We start from the raw sequence: 17,290 nt of genomic DNA on the forward strand, positions 1-17,290 counted from the left end.
GGCGCCTTAAGCTTAGTTTATTTCATGGTCGGCATGACAAATTCTGCCTGACTGCCTTTGCCCTTGGGCCAGCGGGCGGTGATCGCCTTACGCTTGGTATAGAAGCGTACGCCGTCTGGGCCATGCATGTGCAGCGGGCCGAAGAGGGAGCGTTTCCAGCCGCCAAAGCTATGGAAGGCCATAGGCACAGGGATGGGCACATTGACCCCAACCATGCCGACCTGCACATGGTGGCAGAAGTGTCTCGCTGCCTCGCCGCTCTGGGTAAAGATGGCGGTGCCGTTACCAAACTCGTGCTCGTTGATCAGGGTCAGCGCCTCGGCATAATCCTTCACCCGGACGATAGCCAGCACAGGGCCGAAGATCTCTTCCTTGTAGATGGTCATCTCTGGTGTGACGTGGTCGAACAGGCAGCCGCCGAGGAAGTAGCCCTGCTCATGATCGGCGACCGTGAGTTGACGACCATCGGCCAGCAGGATTGCCCCTTCGCTCACGCCTGTGTCCACATAGCCGCGCACTTTCGCGAGATGCTGCGCCGAGATTAGCGGCCCCATCTCCATCTCGCCTTCCAGGCCGTTCCCAACCTTGAGCGCCTGGATCTGTGGCAGCAGTTTCTCTACCAAGGCATCACCCACTTCGCCGACGGCCAGCACGACAGAGATCGCCATGCAACGCTCGCCGGCGCTGCCATAGGCGGCGCCCATCAGGGCGCTGACCGCCTGGTCGAGATCCGCATCTGGCATCAACAGCATGTGGTTCTTCGCGCCGCCCAAGGCCTGTACGCGTTTGCCGTGGGCCGCCGCCGTCTGATAGATATACTCGGCAATTGGCGTGGAGCCAACGAAGCTCACCGCCTGAATGTCCTTGTGGGTCAGCAGGGTGTCGACCGCTTCCTTGTCGCCGTTGACCACGTTAAACACGCCATCCGGCAGGCCTGCCTCGGTGAGAAGTTCGGCCATGCGCATCACAGAGGTCGGATCCTTCTCCGATGGCTTCATGATAAAGGTATTGCCCGCGGCGATGGCGATGGGGAACATCCACATAGGCACCATCACAGGGAAGTTAAAGGGGGCGATGCCGGCCACTACGCCCAGGGATTGGTTGAGTGTCCAGGCATCGACGCCACCACCGACCTGCTCTGTGTGTTCGCCCTTGAGTAGATGAGGGATGCCACAGGCAAACTCCACCACCTCGAGGCCGCGGATGATCTCGCCCTTGGCATCGTCGAGTACCTTGCCGTGTTCGCGGGTGATCATGGCCGCCAGCTCATCCATGTTGGCTTCGACCAGTGCCTTAAACTTAAACAGAATGCGTGCGCGGTTAAGGGGGGTCATCTCTGACCAGGGGCCGTGGGCCTTCTTGGCCAGCTCGATGGCCGCATCTACCTCGAGCGCGCTGGCCAGGGAGACGTTGGCCTTGTGCTCGCCGGTGGCGGGTTCGAAGACGGCGGCGCTGCGGGCGCTGGGCTGTGTGTGCTGGCCGTTGATGTAGTGGTTTATCTGCTGCATAGCGCGTAATTTCCCTGCAAAAATCTCTAATGTGTCTTGTTTATTCTGGGTTAGCCAACTGTGGTGATGGCATCGCTTAGTGTGTTGACCATCTGGTCTATCTGGGTCTCGTCGACGATCAGTGGCGGCGACAGGGCGATGGTGTCGGCTGTTGCCCTGACCAGGGTGCCGTTCTTGAAACAGGTCTCGAAGATGCCGAAGCCACGCTTGCCTATGCCTTTATCGCTCGGACTAAACTGGATACCGGCCACCAGGCCAGTGTTACGAATGTCGATAAGATTCGGCAGTCCCTTGAGGCTGTGCACTGCTTTTTCGAAGTAGCCTTCCAGCGACTTGGTGCGCTCGAACAGCTGCTCCTCCTGATAGATATCTAAGGTGGCGATGGCGGCAGCTGCGGCTACCGGATGGCCCGAATAGGTGTAGCCATGGTAGAGCTCGATGGCGCCCTCTGGGGCATCCATGCTGGCATCATAGATGGCATCGTCGATCAGCACGGCGCCCATGGGGATGGTACCGTTGTTGAGCGCCTTGGCTGTGGTGATCATATCCGGTGTGACGCCCCAGCGCTGGCTGGCGAAGGCGTCGCCCACACGGCCAAAGCCGGTGATCACCTCATCGAAGATCAATAGGATGCCGTACTTGCGGGTGATCTCTCGCAGGCGCTTGAGGTAGCCCTGAGGTGGGAGTATGACCCCGGCCGAACCCGACATGGGCTCGACGATCACCGCGGCGATATTTTCGGCGCCATGTAGGGTAACGAGCTGCTCCAGCACCTCGGCCTTCTCTGCACCGGTTTCCGGCAGCCCCTTACAGAAGGCGTTTTGCTGGATATCCAGAGTATGGGGCAGGTGGTCGACCCCCTGCAGTAGCTGCTGGCTGAAGGTACGGCGGTTACCGCCTATGCCACCAACCGAGATGCCGCCGAAGCCGACGCCATGGTAGCCAAGTTCACGACCGATGAAACGGGTACGGGTCGCCTCACCACGGGCCCTGTGGTAGTTGAGGGCGATCTTCAGCGCCGTGTCGACAGACTCAGAACCAGAGTTGGTGAAAAATACCTTGTTGATCCCTTTAGGGGCGATGGCGGCGAGACGCTCGGCCAGCTCGAAGGCCAGTGGGTGGCCCATCTGGAACGAGGGTGCGTAGTCCATCTCGTGGATCTGTTTGCTGACCGCTTCGGAGATCGCCTTGCGACCGTGTCCGGCATTACAGCACCAGAGACCGGCAGTGCCGTCGAGTACCGGACGGCCGTTTACATCCTTGTAGTACATCCCCTCTGCCTGCGCGAGGAGGCGGGGACTTTGTTTAAACTGTCTATTGGCGGTAAAAGGCATCCAATAGTGTTCCAGCGTGCCTGTTGCTACCTGGTCAGCTTTATTAAAATCTTCCATATCATCTACCCTGGTTCTGTGTAATTGTTGTTTTATTGAGTGGTTGATATTCGCTATGCTATGTCAGAAATAATGAACATGAAAGCTTTTTGTTCATTATTTATAGCAAAAAATAACTTTTTGTAAAAAATATTGAAATTGATTGAGGGTTGAGCGTAATCTAGGGCATGCACAGTCGCGCCAGAGAGGGCGTGGACGTGCATTAGCATTGACGCTAGAGCAATTATCACCCGTTAAGAGGTCAGAATGAGTACTCCACAAAATCGCGAACAATGGCAAGAGATGGCGGACAACCTGGTGATTCAGGGCCAGGCATTTATCAATGGCGAATACTGCGCCGCCGATTCGAATGACACCTTCGACTGTATCAGCCCTATCGATGGCAGGGTGCTGACCCAGGTGGCCAGTTGCGATCTGGTGGATGCCAACCGTGCCGTTGCCAATGCCCGCGAGGTGTTTGAGCGCGGCGACTGGTCGCAGCTGCCGCCGGTAAAACGCAAGCAGGTGATGATTCGCTTCGCCGATCTGCTCGAGGCAAACAGGGATGAGCTGGCCCTGCTGGAAACCTTGGATATGGGTAAGCCTATCCGTTATTCCGGCGCCGTCGATGTGGCGGGCGCGGCCCGTGCCATACGCTGGTCGGGCGAGGCGGTGGACAAGATTTACGATGAAATTGCCCCAACGGCCCACAATGAGATCGGCATGATCACCCGCGAGCCCGTGGGGGTAGTGGCGGCTATCGTGCCCTGGAACTTCCCACTTTTGATGGCCTGCTGGAAGCTGGGCCCTGCGCTGGCCACAGGCAATAGCGTCGTATTAAAGCCCTCAGAGAAGTCACCGCTGACCGCCATCCGCATGGCGCAGCTGGCGATAGAGGCGGGGATCCCTAAAGGGGTGCTTAACGTGCTCCCTGGATACGGCCATACCGTGGGTAAGGCGCTGGCGCTGCATATGGATGTCGACACTCTGGTGTTTACCGGCTCGACCAAGATTGCCAAGCAGCTGATGATCTATGCCGGCGAGTCCAACATGAAGCGTGTCTGGCTGGAGGCCGGGGGCAAGAGCCCGAACATCGTCTTCAACGACGCGCCGAATCTCAAAGAGGCGGCCATCGCCGCAGCCTCGGCCATTGCCTTCAACCAGGGCGAGGTCTGCACCGCAGGCTCACGTCTGCTAGTGGAGTCGGGGGTGAAGGAAGAACTCATTAACCTTATCGAAGCCGAGATGCAGGCCTGGCAGCCGGGACACCCGCTGGATCCTGCCACCACCTGTGGCGCCGTGGTGGACCAGCAGCAGCTGGAGAATGTGCTGCGCTACATTCGCGCCGGGGTGGCTGAAGGGGCGCAGCTGCGTCAAGGTGGTCAGCAGGTGCTGGCCGAGACCGGTGGTGTGTATGTGGCACCGACCATCTTCGCCAACGTGAAGAATGAGATGACCATCGCCAAGGAAGAGATCTTTGGCCCCGTGCTGTCGGTGATCACCTTCGACGGCATGGAGGAGGCGATTCGTATCGGTAACGATACCATCTATGGCCTGGCGGCCGGTGTCTGGACCTCTGATATCAGCAAGGCACACAAGACCGCCAAGGCGCTGCGTAGCGGCATGGTGTGGATCAACCACTATGACGGTGGTGACATGACGGCGCCGTTTGGTGGCTATAAGCAGTCGGGTAACGGCCGCGACAAGTCCTTGCATGCCTTCGACAAGTATACCGAGATCAAGGCGACCTGGATTGCGCTTTAGGAAAGCCTTTCTGGGAAAGCCCCTGTCTTAGTGGCAAGCAACCCGCTATACAAAACGCTTTAATCACAGCCCTTTAGCGATAAAGGGCTTTTTTTATGCCAGTTTGTTAGCAGGGTTAGAATAAGTCACTTGTCCTTGGCCCCTCCCATCGTATATTGTCTTTACAGATAAGCGTCATACTATTGATAAGAGGGGCGGGCAGATGCTGATTAGCCCCCACATTGGGAGTCACTATGGAATTGGAATACCCGTTAGTTACCACCGCCTGGCTTGAGGCGAATCTGTTTGAGGGTAATCTGGTGTTGCTCGACGCCAGTATGCAGAGTGTGGTGGGCAAAGAACCCATACTCTACGATGAGTTTGTCTGTATTCCCCGGTCGCAAAAGTTTGATATCGAGCAGGTATTTTGCGATACCACTTCATCGCAGCTGCACGCCATGCCGACCCCTGAGCAGTTTGAGCAAGGGGCCACGGCCCTTGGCATAGACAGAGACAGCCTGGTGGTGATCTACGATAACCAGGGGATCTACAGCGCGCCGCGTGCCTGGTGGATGTTTAAGCTGATGGGCCACGAGAATGTCTATGTGCTCGATGGTGGCCTGCCCCAGTGGCTCAGCGAGGAGCGCATGACCAGCGAGAGCTATCAGCCCACGGTAATAGATGAAGAGTCTGTGCCCTATGTGGCGGATTTCCAGCCGGGCCTTATCTGTGACGCCAACTATGTGCTCGAATCCCTGGGAGGCGACAGCGTTATCTTGGATGCGCGGGCAGCGGGGCGTTTCGCAGGCGAGGTAAGCGAGCCTCGACCCGGCGTGCGCTGCGGTCATATTCCCGGCTCGGTAAATCTGCCCTTTGGTGAGCTGCTGCGCGAACATAGGATGAAGCGGGTCGAGGACCTGCAGGCCATGTTTGAGCAGTTGGTAGGAGAGCAGGTGGGTGAGCAGGAAGCAGAGCGGATCTTCAGCTGCGGCTCAGGCATCACCGCCTGTATCCTGATCTTAGCCTCTGTGGCCTCGGGCCATGACAAGGCGATGCTCTATGATGGCTCCTGGGCGGACTGGGGCAGCAATGCCGACTTGCCTATTGAGCAGGGGGCGTAATCGTTACTAACAGAAAAGGTGCCTAGGGCACCTTTTTTTATGCTGACTGTTTTATTTTAGTTTTTAGGCTAAAACAGGTCTTTCAGCCTGTGATACAGCATGCCCGCCGCCAACATGGGGGAGCGGAATCTCGGCCCGCCGGGGAAGGTCATGTGTTGTACCCTGTCGAAGATATCGAACCTTTCGGCCTGAGCCGTCAGGGCTTCGCCGATGAGCCTGGCGGCCATATGGGTGGCATTGACGCCGTGACCGGCATAGGCCTGGGCGTAGAGGATGTTGGGACAGTCCGGCAGCCGACCTATCTGTGGCAGGCGGTTGGCACCTATGCCTATCATGCCGCCCCATTCATACTCTATCTTCACCCCCTTGAGCTGGGGGAACACCTTCTCCAGGTTGGGGCGCAGGGCCGCGTCGATATCTTTGGGATCTTTACCCGAATAGGTGCACAGGCCGCCAAACAGCAGGCGATTGTCCTGGGAGAGGTGGAAGTAGTCGAGATCGATACGCATGTCGGCGAAGGCCATGTTTTGCGGGATAATCTCATCGCACATCTCCTGGGACAAAGGCTCGGTGGCCAGCAGATAACTGCCCGCGGGCAGCACCTTACCACCTATATAGCCGTTGAGCTCATGGCCGATATAGGCGTTACCAGCGAGCACCAGGTAGCGACAGTCGACGCGGCCATGCTCCGTATGTACGCAGGGGCGCTCGCCCTTGACGATTTTGGTGGCGGCGCTGTATTCGAACATCTTGACCCCCAGGCTGCGAGCCACCTTGGCCTCGCCCAGTGCCAGATTGAGGGGATGCAGGTGGCCGCTGTTCATGTCGACCAGGGCGCCGCAGTAGAGATCTGAGCCGATCACCTCGCCAAGCTGGTGCTTCTCCAGCAGCTTAAAGCCCTCACGCCCCTGATGGAGCATCTCCTGATAGTCGGCGGCGAGCTCCTTCATGTGTCTCGGCTTGGTAGCCAGATCGCAGTAGCCCATCTGCAGGTTACAGTCGATATTGTGCTTGGCGACGCGGTTACGCACTATCTCAACCGCCTCGAAGCCCATCTGCTCGATGGCCGCGACGCCTTCTGAGCCTATCTCGTTGCGAAACTGTTCGACATTATGGCCTATGCCGCGGATCAGCTCGCCGCCGTTACGGCCCGACGCGCCCCAGCCGATCCGTTTCGCCTCCAGCAATACCACCTCGAAGCCTCTCTCGGCCAACTCGATGGCGGTGTTGATGCCGCTGAAACCGCCGCCGACGATGCAGACATCGGCGCTGATCCGCTCTGTGAGTTGCGGCAGCGCTTCCAGGGCATTGGCGGTGGCATGATAGAAAGAGTCGGGATATTGGTCACTGTGGACAGGGCGCTTGGTGGTCATTTGGGCTCCGAGTGAGGGTTTTATTCTTGTTATTCGACTATATTGGCCAGAGTAAGTATACTTTTGACCCTTGAGTTGGTTATAATTCACACCTGTTGATTATATTTAACATGCTTTTTAGTTTGATACAAACTAGTATGGAAAATTGTTTCTTCCTGAGTCTTGTTGGATAGGAGATGTTTTTTGGATATAGGCGCAAATCTCAAAGCTGTTCGTAAAATGAAAGGGTTATCGCAACGCGAGTTGGCCAAGCGTGCCGGCGTGACCAACAGCACCATCTCCATGATCGAGAAGAACAGCGTCAGTCCTTCGGTGAGTTCCCTGAAGAAAGTCTTGTCGGGTTTACCTATGTCACTGGTGGATTTCTTCTCTATCGAGGAGAGCATGCCTACTGAGCAGAAGGTGGTCTACCGCTCCGGCGAGCTGCTGGATATCGGCGATGGCAACCTAGACTACAAGTTGATCGGCAGAGATTACCCCAACCGCGCCATGTCTGTGATGAATGAGGTCTATCCACCTGGGTCGGATACCGGTGAAGAGATGCTGCAGCACGAGGGTGAAGAGGCGGCCATGGTGATCGAGGGGCAGCTGGAGATCACCATAGGCGATGAGGTCTATGTGCTCAGCGAGGGCGACAGCTACTACTTCAACAGCGAACTGCCCCACAGATTCCGCAACCCCTTCGACAAGCCGTGTCGTATCGTCAGCGCCACCACGCCGGCAAACTTCTAACTAAACATTCCTGTTAGGCTGGGCGTCGCCCGGCCTCTGCAAACCCCTTCCTCTTTATTGAAACTCCCGTGACACTGCCTGCGCCGCCGCGTGTGTGCCTTTTCCCATGCCGTGAGGCTGAGTCACCCCTGCGCCTTTTTGTAAATAATTTTGTCCATTAAGGCCGCCAAGCCAAAATCTCAAACGGACTTTTCCGTGGGAGCTGGTTCACAAAAGCCGTGACCTGATTTTCGCCTATTTTTGGCTTTACATTAATTTTAATTGCCTTTTGATGTTGTTTTAATTGGCTTTTATTCTAATTGTTGTTCTATTGTATATTTTGTTTTCAGCGGCCTATTGCCTCGTTCATTATTTCAGTGTAGTGTGTGAAAAAATGAACATTGATTGAAGTCTGTTCATTGCTATAACTATAAGAAGACGCAACAAAGCTAAAGGTGAACTATGTCCGATGAAGGACTTGCTGTTATCGGTGTCACGGCCTGTAATCAACAGATAGGCCTGCACCCATTCAATATCGTTGGCGAGAAATACCTGCTGGGTATTGCCGATGCCACCCAAGGTTGGCCCTTGGTGATCCCCGCGCTTGGCCATTGCCCGGCCGAGACGATATTGCCCAGACTCGATGGCCTGCTGTTCACCGGTTCGCCCTCCAATATCGAGCCCCACCACTACGACGGTGTGGCGAGTGACCCAGATACCCTACACGATCCCAAGCGCGACGCGACCAATCTGCCACTGCTGAAGGCGGCGATTGACGCCGGCGTGCCTGTGCTGGCCATCTGCCGGGGATTTCAGGAGATGAATGTGGTGTACGGCGGCAGCCTGCATCAGAAATTGCATGAAGTTGGCGATTATATTGAACACAGAGAAGACAAGACGGCTGACGTCGAGGTGCAATATGGCCTGTCTCATCCGTTGAAGATAGAACCGGGGGGATTGCTCCACGAGGCTTGGGGCCGCAATTTGGCAGAGGTGAACTCTGTGCACACTCAAGGTGTTGACCGTTTGGGTGTTGGATTGCGGCCAGAAGCCTATGCCCCCGATGGATTAATCGAGGCGTTTTCGGTCAAAGATGCGAAAAATTTTGCGCTGGGGGTGCAGTTCCACCCCGAATGGAAGGTGTTAGAGAACCCTTTCTACCGCTCGATTTTTAGCGCCTTTAGTCAAGCCTGCCAAGCCAGAGCAGCTCAACGCAAGAGATAGTGAAGCATGAAGAAGTTAATCGATTATTTGAAAGCCAATAAGATCACCGAGGTGGAGTGTGTCATCAGCGATATGACGGGGATCGCCCGCGGTAAAATCGCCCCGGTGGATAAGTTTATCGACGAGAAGGGGATGCGTCTGCCCGAGAGTGTGCTGCTGCAGACCGTGACCGGCGACTATGTGGATGACGACCTGTACGACAGCCTGCTGGACAAGGCGGATATCGACTTTGTCTGTGTGCCCGATGAAAATGCAGTATTCATGTTGCCTTGGACGGTCGAAGCTACCGCCCAGGTGATCCATGACACCTTCGATAAGATGGGTAACCCGATAGAGTTGTCGCCCCGTAACCTGCTCAAGAAGGTGCTCAAGCTCTATGAAGATAAGGGCTGGAAGCCGGTGATCGCCCCCGAGATGGAGTTCTATCTGACCCACAGAAACTCAGATCCCGATATGCCATTGATTCCACCTGTTGGCCGCAGTGGCCGCAAGGAGTCGGGCCGTCAGTCGTTCTCTATCGACGCCGCAAACGAGTATGACCCGCTGTTCGAAGATATGTATGACTGGTGCGAGGCCCAGGGACTGGATATCGATACCCTGATCCACGAAGAGGGCACGGCCCAGATGGAGATCAACTTCAGCCATGGCGACGCCCTGTCGCTGGCGGATCAGGTGTTTGTGTTTAAGCGTACCCTGCGTGAGGCGGCGCTCAAGCATGACGTTTGCGCCACCTTTATGGCCAAGCCAGTCACCGACGAGCCGGGCAGCGCCATGCATATTCACCAGAGTGTGGTGGATATCAAGACGGGCAAGAACATCTTTACCAATGAGGACGGCACGAAAAGTGCTAAGTTCCTGTGCTACATAGGCGGTCTGCAGAAGTATATTCCCGAGTTGTTACCGCTGATGGCCCCGAACGTCAACTCCTTCAGACGATTCCTGCCGGGCACCTCTGCGCCGGTTAACCTGGAGTGGGGCGATGAGAACCGCACCTGTGGTCTGCGGATCCCCGAGTCGTCACCTCAGAACCGTCGTATCGAGAACCGTATCGCCGGTGCCGATGCCAACAGCTACCTGGCCATCGCCGCTACTCTGTTGTGTGGTTACATGGGCATGGTGGAAGATGTGAAGCCATCGACGCCGGTACAGGGACGCGCTAACGAGAATCGTCAGGGGATCAGCCTGCCGCTCACGCTGGAAGAGGCGCTGGCGGTGATGTCGGAAAGTTCGGCGGTGAGGGAATATCTGGGTGACACCTTCACCTCAGGCTATATCGCGGTGAAGCAGGCGGATCTGGAAAACTTCCGCCGGGTGATCAGCTCATGGGAGCGTGAGTTCCTGCTGCTGACCGTTTAGCCTCTTTGCACCAGATTGGGGCAGGGCCGGCGACAAAATGAAGCAAGATTGCCGGGGGATTAACCCCCTGGTGGAGTCATGGGTAACTAACCGGTGTAATTAGATATAAATTCATATTGATGGTGAAATTATTCGATTTTACACTAGCGATGAATGTTAAACAGGTTCGATGCAGTTGTAAGCTGTAGCATTGGCAATAATAACAATGAAAGCCGTCACAAGCGGCAATGCAATGGCAGTAATCATCAGACTACTGGCAAGCTAACAAGGAGATAGCATGAAGCTTTTAAAGAAAATGACAACACTCGCTCTGGTCACCGCCGGGGTATTTGCAAGCTCTGTCGCCAGTGCTGAAGAGGTGGTTAGGGTCTATAACTGGTCTGATTATATCGCCGAAGACACCTTGGCTAATTTCGAGAAAGAGACAGGCATCAAGGTGATCTACGATGTGTTTGACAGCAACGAAGTGGTCGAGGCCAAGTTGCTATCGGGTCGTTCAGGCTATGATATCGTGGTGCCGTCAAACAACTTCCTGGCTAAGCAGATCAAGGCGGGCGCCTTCCAGAAGTTGGATCAGTCACAGCTGACCAATCATAAGAACCTCAATCCAGAGCTGATGAAGCAGCTGGAAACCGCCGATCCACGTAACGAGCACGCCGTGCCTTATCTGTGGGGCACCACTGGCATAGGTTACAACGAGGCTAAGGTGAAGCAGGTGCTGGGTGAAGACGCGCCGGTCGATTCTTTGGAGCTGATCTTCAATCCTAAGTATGCCGAAAAGATTGCTAAGTGTGGTTTCTCACTGCTGGACAGCGCCGACGAGATGCTGCCGATGGCGATGATCTACCTGGGGCTGGATCCTAACAGCACTAAGAGCGAAGACTACGCCAAGGCTGGCGAAGTGATGGCGAAGATCCGTCCCTTCGTGACCTATTTCCACTCATCACGTTACATTACCGATCTGGCCAACGGTGACATCTGTGTGGCATTCGGTTACTCGGGTGACGTCTTCCAGGCCGCCGCGCGCGCCGAAGAGGCTGAGAATGGTAATGTGATCGGCTATGCCATCCCGAAAGAGGGTTCTAACCTTTGGTTCGATATGTTGGCGATTCCTGCCGATGCCAAGAACGTGAAGAACGCTCACACCTTTATCAATTACCTGCTGCGCCCAGAGGTGATTGCCCCTATCACTAACTATGTGGCGTACGCTAACCCTAACGTGCCGGCCCAGGAGCTGGTGGATGAAGAGATCCGTAACGACGCGGCTATCTATCCAACCCCTGAAGTGCTGTCACGTCTCTATGTGGCCGATGTACGTCCGATGAAGGCCCAGCGCGCCATGACTCGCGTATGGACCAAAGTCAAATCTGGCATGTAATGCCTACACTCGAGGGCAAGTTCGCTTGCCCTCCATTTCTTAGATCATCTTAACTATTGCAGTAGGTGCCTTAGCGGTGCTTTTTGTGGAGAAGTATTATGGCTAGCAATTCGGGCGTCACCAACAAACCGACAACAAAGACGCAAGGAGAGGTGTTGCTGAAGATAGAGAGAGTCAGCAAGCTATTTGACGATGTTCGTGCAGTGGACGACGTCTCGCTAAATATTAATCGTGGGGAAATTTTTGCACTGCTTGGCGGCTCAGGTTCGGGGAAATCGACGCTGCTTCGCATGCTGGCCGGCTTTGAGAAGCCGACCGAGGGACGCATCTATCTCGATGGGCAAGACATCACCGACATGCCGCCCTATGAGCGTCCTATTAATATGATGTTCCAATCTTACGCCCTGTTTCCACACATGACGGTGGCGCAGAATATCGCCTTCGGCCTCAAGCAGGACAAGATGCCCAAGGCCGAGATTGAGCAGCGGGTGAAGGAGATGCTCAAGCTGGTTCACATGGAGCCTTATGCCAAGCGTAAGCCGAACCAACTCTCAGGCGGTCAGCGTCAGCGTGTGGCCCTGGCCCGTTCACTGGCCAAGCGTCCAAAGCTTTTGCTACTGGACGAGCCCATGGGGGCGCTGGATAAGAAACTCCGTACTCAGATGCAGCTCGAGGTGGTGGACATTCTCGAGGCGGTTGGGGTGACCTGTGTGATGGTAACCCATGACCAGGAAGAGGCCATGACCATGGCCGAGCGTATCGCCATCATGAACGATGGCTGGATAGCCCAAACCGGTTCGCCAATGGATATCTACGAGAGCCCGGCTAACCGCATGGTGGCCGAGTTTATCGGCAGCGTTAACCTGTTCGAGGGCGATATTGTCGAGGATGAGGTGGATCACGTTGTGATCAATGTGGCCAACATTCCTCAGCCCTTCTACGTGGGTTACGGGGTGTCGACCAGTGTGGATACTACCCAGGTGTGGGTGGCGATTCGTCCCGAGAAGACCCATATCAGCCGCGAGCAGCCAGAGGATGCACGCAACTGGTGTGCGGGTAAGGTAGAAGATATCGCCTATCTGGGCGGCATCTCGGTTTACTACATACGCCTGTGTAACGGACAGCTCATTCAGTCTGTGATGACCAACAGTGACCGCCGCGCCGACTCGCCCACCTGGGAAGAGGATGTCTTCGTCAGTTGGGAAGCGACCAGTGCCGTTGTACTGAGATCTTAACGGGGGCGTTATGAAGAAGTCATTGAAGTTTCGTTTGCCCAAGGGGCAGTGCTGGACGATAGGCGTGCCCTATTTCTGGCTGCTGATGTTCTTTGCCTTGCCGTTTGCCATCGTATTGAAGATCAGTCTGTCGACCCCGGCCGTGGCGATTCCGCCCTATGAGGCCTTGTATCAGTATGCCGACGAGTCGCTGCAGATCATGCTCAATCTGGGCAACTATATTCTGATCTTCGAAGATCATCTCTATATCAATGCCTATCTGGGCTCGCTCAAGATGGCCTGTGTTACCACCATCGGCTGTCTGCTTATCGGTTACCCCATGGCCTATGCCATTGCCAGGGCGCCTAAGCAGCATCAGACTGTGTTGATTCTCTTGGTGATGTTGCCATCCTGGACCTCGTTTCTTATCCGGGTGTATGCCTGGATGGGCATCTTGAGTAACAACGGGGTGATCAATAACCTGTTGATGTGGCTGGGGGTGATCTCCGAGCCGATTCAGATGCTTAACACTAATTTCGCCGTCTATATCGGTATCATCTACACCTATCTGCCCTTTATGATCTTGCCGCTGTACGCCAACCTGTCGCAGCTCGATGGCAGCCTGCTCGAGGCCGCGGCGGATCTTGGCTCACGCAGCCTCAATACCTTCTGGAAGGTGACGCTGCCGCTGTCGAAAGGTGGTGTGATTGCCGGGTCTATGCTGGTGTTTATTCCTGTGGTCGGGGAGTTTGTGATCCCTGAGCTATTGGGCGGTCCTGATTCGCTCATGATAGGTAAGGTGCTATGGCAGGAGTTCTTCAACAACCGTGATTGGCCGGTCGCTTCGTCGCTCGCCATCGTGATGTTGGCACTTCTGATCATCCCTATCACCCTATTCCATCGTTATCAGTCCAGAAGTATGGAGAAGACGATATGAGCAACAGACTAAGAAAATTGAGTTTCTCCACCCTGATGCTCTGGGGCGGGATGTTTTTCCTCTACGCACCCATGTTCATCCTGGTGTTCTACTCGTTCAACGAGTCTAAGCTGGTGACGGTTTGGGGCGGCTTCTCGGCCAAGTGGTATGGCGAGCTTTTCCGCGACGACCAGATCCTCGATGCGGTGGCGACCAGCTTAAAGGTGGCGTTCTTCGCCTCCACCATGGCGGTGATCCTCGGCACCATGGCGGCCTTCGTGATGACGCGCTTCGCTCGCTCCTGGGGCAAGATGACGCTGTCGAACATGATCACCGCACCCCTGGTTATGCCAGAGGTGATCACGGGTCTGTCGCTGTTGCTGCTATTCGTGCACATGGCGGATCTACTGGGCTGGCCCGCGGAGCGTGGCATGTTGACCGTGTGGATCGCCCACTCGACCTTCTGCGCGGCCTATGTGGCCGTGGTGGTCTCATCCAGGTTGCGTGAGCTGGATATGTCTATCGAGGAGGCGGCCCAGGATCTGGGGGCGACGCCGCTCAAGACCTTCTTCCACATCACAGTGCCTATGATCTCGCCGGCGCTGATCGCGGGTTGGCTGCTCTCCTTCAGCCTGTCGCTGGATGACCTGGTGATTGCCAGCTTCGCCTCGGGACCGGGCGCGACGACCCTGCCTATGGTGGTCTTCTCCTCGGTGCGCATGGGGGTCTCGCCTAAGATCAACGCTTTAGCGACACTGATCATTCTGATCGTCTCGCTGATCGCCTTCATCTCCTGGTATCTGGCCCGCCGCGCAGACAAACGCAGCCGTATGGTCAGCGACTAGGATCGCAGCGTTAGCTCAAGACGACAGGCGACCGCGCCGCGGCGCCTGTCTACCCAAGCCATTATTATAACGATTCAGGGTGAATGATATGACCTGTACACCTCATGCAAATTCCTATTATGCGGCATCTGCCAATACCAAGGCGCTGCGCGACAAGTTAAGCGATAACATAGAGACCGACGTCTGTATCATAGGCGCCGGCTATACCGGGCTGTCTTCTGCGATCCACCTGCTGGAGGCGGGCTTTAAGGTGACGATACTGGAAGCCGCCAGGGTTGGCTTCGGCGCCTCAGGGCGTAACGGCGGTCAGATAGTCAACAGCTTCAGCCGGGATATCGACACCATAGAAAAGGTTGTGGGCACAGAGCAGGCCAAGTTGTTTGGTCAGATGGCCTTCGAAGGTGGCCGCATCCTCAAGGGGCTGGTGGCTAAATACAAGATCCAGTGCGATCTGAAAGATGGCGGCGTGTTTGCGGCGCTAAACAAGAAACAGATGGGCCATCTCGAGGCGCAAAAGGCGCTGTGGGAGAAGCATGGTCATCTGGGGCACTTAGAGCTGCTGGATGAGCAGGGCATTCGCGACGTGGTGGATACCGAGCGTTATGTCGGTGGTTTGCTTGATAAGAGCGGCGGCCATATTCATCCGCTTAACCTGGCGCTGGGTGAGGCCGATGCGGTGGAATCCTTGGGCGGACAGATCTTCGAAGATTCGGCCGTTGTTCGTGTCGATCAGGGTGAGAGCCCTGTGGTGCATACTCAGGAAGGCTCGGTGAAGTGTAAGTTTGTCATCGTCGCCGGTAACGCCTACCTCAAGGGACTGCTGCCTGAGCTGCAGGCCAAGTCTATGCCCTGTGGTACTCAGGTGATCACCACAGAGCCCCTGGGTGAGGAGCTGGCTCACTCGCTGCTGCCCCAGGACTACTGTGTCGAAGATTGTAACTATCTGCTGGATTACTTCAGGCTCTCGGGTGACAAGCGCCTCATCTATGGCGGCGGCGTGGTCTACGGTGCTCGGGATCCTGCCAACATAGAGGCGATCATCCGTCCCAAGATGCTGGCGACCTTCCCGCAGCTTAAGGATGTGAAGATAGACTTTACCTGGACGGGCAACTTCCTGCTGACCCTGTCGCGCCTGCCGCAGGTGGGGCGTATCGGTGGTAACATCTATTACTCTCAGGGTTGTAGCGGCCATGGGGTGACCTATACCCATCTGGCGGGGCAGATACTGGCCGAGACCATCAATGGCCAGGCGAAACGCTTCGATGCCTTCGCCCAGTTGCCCCATTACCCCTTCCCGGGCGGTCATCTGCTACAGGTGCCTTTCTCGGCGATCGGTGCCTGGTACTACACAATGCGCGACAAGTTGGGCGTCTAGCCAAGTTATTGCCAATAAAAAAGCCCGCTCGATGCGGGCTTTTTTGTGTTGGTTCATGCTTGCAAGCGCAATCAGAGTGTCGATGACTGTTTCTAGTTACTGTTTCTTGCTGGTCATGTTCCACAGCACGCTCTGGTCGCTGCCCATGATGGTGGTCGGCATCTGGCCATTCCACTGCTGAGCGCGCACATAATCCACCAGAGTCTGAGACTCTCTCAGCGCCTCGGCCTTCTTCTTGATCGCCTCTGCTTCGGCGATACCCTTCAGGCGAATCGCTTCGGCTTCGGCAATTGCCTCGGTCTGAATGGCGTAAGCCTTACCGTCGGCGGTGGCCTTGGCGGCGTCACGCTTGGCGTTGGCCGTGTTCACCTCACGCTGGGCCTCCAGGTTCTGCCTTTCAAGACGATGCTTCTCGGCGGCCGCCAGGTTTTTCTCTGTCTGTTTGGTCTCGATAGACTGGATATATTTCTGCGGCAGGCCGAGGTTTTCCAGCTGGGCCGAGTCCAGCTTGACCGGATATTCCTTCATCTCCTCGACAAGAAAATCTTCTATCTGGGCGATCACCCGGCTGCGGTTTTGGATGATCTCCTCGGCCTTGTAACGCGCCAGGGCGTCCTTGGCGGCGGATCTCAGCTTAGGGTCCAGGATGCGCGACTCGAACTGGCTCAGGCCACCATAGCTCTTGAACAGGTCGAATGCCTGATCACGATTGACCGTCCAGTTGATAGACACCTCGGCGGTGACCGGCATCTGCTCGTGGGTCGAGGCGTTGAGTTTCTCGACGTTCTTGCGGGTACGTATCTCTAAGACCTCGACCTTGTCGACGAAGGGGATCTTCACGTGTAGGCCGGGATTAACCTGTTCTGTGGCCTGGCCGAAACGCTTGATGATGCCCACATGGCCCTCATCGACCGTGTACATGGTCTGGCTGAATAGGACGAGGGCGAAAAGCAGGCCGGCGATTAACACCAGGGCGCCTTTGCCTTTGGTCTTTATCGTCGATAGGTTGGCGATATCCTTAGGTAGTGTGGTCATTCTCTCTCCTTGTGACTGTGTCTCTTGGCGGCAACCTTGGGTTGGCGATAGGTGTTACGCCAAGGTTATGCCTGGGTTAATGCGCTGAGGATATTACGTTATTTACCCTTTGAGTCAAGGG

At 55.8% G+C, this 17,290-nt stretch carries 14 protein-coding genes; 10 read left to right on the forward strand and 4 right to left on the reverse strand.

The window, feature by feature from the left end:
* Nucleotides 1-17: 17 nt before the first annotated feature.
* Together K0I63_RS04965 and aptA are read right to left on the reverse strand one after the other, a co-directional pair.
* The gene (locus K0I63_RS04965; protein ID WP_220082748.1) at nt 18-1,508 is read right to left on the reverse strand and encodes a CoA-acylating methylmalonate-semialdehyde dehydrogenase; all 1,491 of its coding nucleotides are present in this window, start codon (nt 1,506-1,508) and stop codon (nt 18-20) included.
* Nucleotides 1,509-1,558: 50 nt separating this feature from the next.
* A complete protein-coding gene (gene aptA, locus K0I63_RS04970) occupies nt 1,559-2,899 on the reverse strand; it encodes an omega-aminotransferase AptA (RefSeq protein WP_220082749.1) in 1,341 nt (446 codons plus the stop codon).
* A 246-nt stretch (nt 2,900-3,145) separates the two neighbouring features.
* Here aptA and K0I63_RS04975 point away from each other — a divergent pair, with 246 nt between their 5' ends.
* Both K0I63_RS04975 and K0I63_RS04980 read left to right on the forward strand, forming a co-directional pair.
* Nucleotides 3,146-4,642, forward strand: coding sequence for an aldehyde dehydrogenase (locus K0I63_RS04975; protein ID WP_220073303.1), 1,497 nt, complete (start codon nt 3,146-3,148; stop codon nt 4,640-4,642).
* A 239-nt stretch (nt 4,643-4,881) separates the two neighbouring features.
* Nucleotides 4,882-5,742, forward strand: coding sequence for a sulfurtransferase (locus K0I63_RS04980; RefSeq protein ID WP_220083376.1), 861 nt, complete (start codon nt 4,882-4,884; stop codon nt 5,740-5,742).
* 68 nt (nt 5,743-5,810) lie between these two features.
* Here K0I63_RS04980 and K0I63_RS04985 read toward each other — a convergent pair whose 3' ends face one another.
* A complete protein-coding gene (locus K0I63_RS04985; RefSeq protein ID WP_144200988.1) occupies nt 5,811-7,115 on the reverse strand; it encodes an NAD(P)/FAD-dependent oxidoreductase in 1,305 nt (434 codons plus the stop codon).
* Nucleotides 7,116-7,298: 183 nt separating this feature from the next.
* Between K0I63_RS04985 and K0I63_RS04990 the strand changes: the two genes are divergently transcribed.
* From K0I63_RS04990 to K0I63_RS05025, 8 genes are all read left to right on the forward strand, one after another.
* Entirely contained in the window at nt 7,299-7,847 is a 549-nt protein-coding gene (locus K0I63_RS04990; RefSeq protein WP_011864775.1) for a cupin domain-containing protein, read from the forward strand.
* A gap of 441 nt (nt 7,848-8,288) precedes the next feature.
* Nucleotides 8,289-9,050: a gamma-glutamyl-gamma-aminobutyrate hydrolase family protein gene (locus K0I63_RS04995; protein WP_011864776.1), complete on the forward strand. Its 762-nt coding sequence runs from the start codon at nt 8,289-8,291 to the stop codon at nt 9,048-9,050.
* A 6-nt stretch (nt 9,051-9,056) separates the two neighbouring features.
* Nucleotides 9,057-10,406: a glutamine synthetase family protein gene (locus tag K0I63_RS05000; RefSeq protein ID WP_011864777.1), complete on the forward strand. Its 1,350-nt coding sequence runs from the start codon at nt 9,057-9,059 to the stop codon at nt 10,404-10,406.
* A 277-nt stretch (nt 10,407-10,683) separates the two neighbouring features.
* Nucleotides 10,684-11,784: a polyamine ABC transporter substrate-binding protein gene (locus K0I63_RS05005; protein ID WP_220044501.1), complete on the forward strand. Its 1,101-nt coding sequence runs from the start codon at nt 10,684-10,686 to the stop codon at nt 11,782-11,784.
* A gap of 98 nt (nt 11,785-11,882) precedes the next feature.
* The gene (potA, locus tag K0I63_RS05010) at nt 11,883-13,019 is read left to right on the forward strand and encodes a polyamine ABC transporter ATP-binding protein (RefSeq protein ID WP_011864779.1); all 1,137 of its coding nucleotides are present in this window, start codon (nt 11,883-11,885) and stop codon (nt 13,017-13,019) included.
* A gap of 10 nt (nt 13,020-13,029) precedes the next feature.
* Entirely contained in the window at nt 13,030-13,935 is a 906-nt protein-coding gene (locus K0I63_RS05015) for an ABC transporter permease subunit (protein ID WP_011864780.1), read from the forward strand.
* On the forward strand, nt 13,932-14,759 hold the full coding sequence (locus K0I63_RS05020; RefSeq protein ID WP_011864781.1) for an ABC transporter permease subunit: 828 nt from the start codon (nt 13,932-13,934) through the stop codon (nt 14,757-14,759). The genes K0I63_RS05015 and K0I63_RS05020 overlap by 4 nt, the downstream gene beginning before the upstream one ends.
* Nucleotides 14,760-14,847: 88 nt before the next feature.
* Nucleotides 14,848-16,134, forward strand: a complete 1,287-nt coding sequence (locus K0I63_RS05025; RefSeq protein ID WP_220082750.1) for an NAD(P)/FAD-dependent oxidoreductase — start codon at nt 14,848-14,850, stop codon at nt 16,132-16,134.
* A gap of 96 nt (nt 16,135-16,230) precedes the next feature.
* On the opposite strand, the gene K0I63_RS05030 is transcribed toward K0I63_RS05025, so the two are convergent.
* Entirely contained in the window at nt 16,231-17,169 is a 939-nt protein-coding gene (locus K0I63_RS05030; protein WP_144200997.1) for an SPFH domain-containing protein, read from the reverse strand.
* Nucleotides 17,170-17,290 lie beyond the last annotated feature (121 nt).

It is taken from the genome of Shewanella rhizosphaerae, assembly GCF_019457655.1.
In the GTDB taxonomy this organism is placed as follows: Bacteria; Pseudomonadota; Gammaproteobacteria; order Enterobacterales; family Shewanellaceae; genus Shewanella; species Shewanella loihica.

Coding starts and splice junctions, on each gene's coding strand:
- K0I63_RS04965 (WP_220082748.1), bottom strand. CDS start 1,508: ATGCAGCAGATAAACCACTACATCAACGGCCAGCACACACAGCCCAGC.
- aptA (WP_220082749.1), bottom strand. CDS start 2,899: ATGGAAGATTTTAATAAAGCTGACCAGGTAGCAACAGGCACGCTGGAA.
- K0I63_RS04975 (WP_220073303.1), top strand. CDS start 3,146: ATGAGTACTCCACAAAATCGCGAACAATGGCAAGAGATGGCGGACAAC.
- K0I63_RS04985 (WP_144200988.1), bottom strand. CDS start 7,115: ATGACCACCAAGCGCCCTGTCCACAGTGACCAATATCCCGACTCTTTC.
- K0I63_RS04995 (WP_011864776.1), top strand. CDS start 8,289: ATGTCCGATGAAGGACTTGCTGTTATCGGTGTCACGGCCTGTAATCAA.
- K0I63_RS05000 (WP_011864777.1), top strand. CDS start 9,057: ATGAAGAAGTTAATCGATTATTTGAAAGCCAATAAGATCACCGAGGTG.
- K0I63_RS05005 (WP_220044501.1), top strand. CDS start 10,684: ATGAAGCTTTTAAAGAAAATGACAACACTCGCTCTGGTCACCGCCGGG.
- potA (WP_011864779.1), top strand. CDS start 11,883: ATGGCTAGCAATTCGGGCGTCACCAACAAACCGACAACAAAGACGCAA.
- K0I63_RS05015 (WP_011864780.1), top strand. CDS start 13,030: ATGAAGAAGTCATTGAAGTTTCGTTTGCCCAAGGGGCAGTGCTGGACG.
- K0I63_RS05020 (WP_011864781.1), top strand. CDS start 13,932: ATGAGCAACAGACTAAGAAAATTGAGTTTCTCCACCCTGATGCTCTGG.
- K0I63_RS05025 (WP_220082750.1), top strand. CDS start 14,848: ATGACCTGTACACCTCATGCAAATTCCTATTATGCGGCATCTGCCAAT.
- K0I63_RS05030 (WP_144200997.1), bottom strand. CDS start 17,169: ATGACCACACTACCTAAGGATATCGCCAACCTATCGACGATAAAGACC.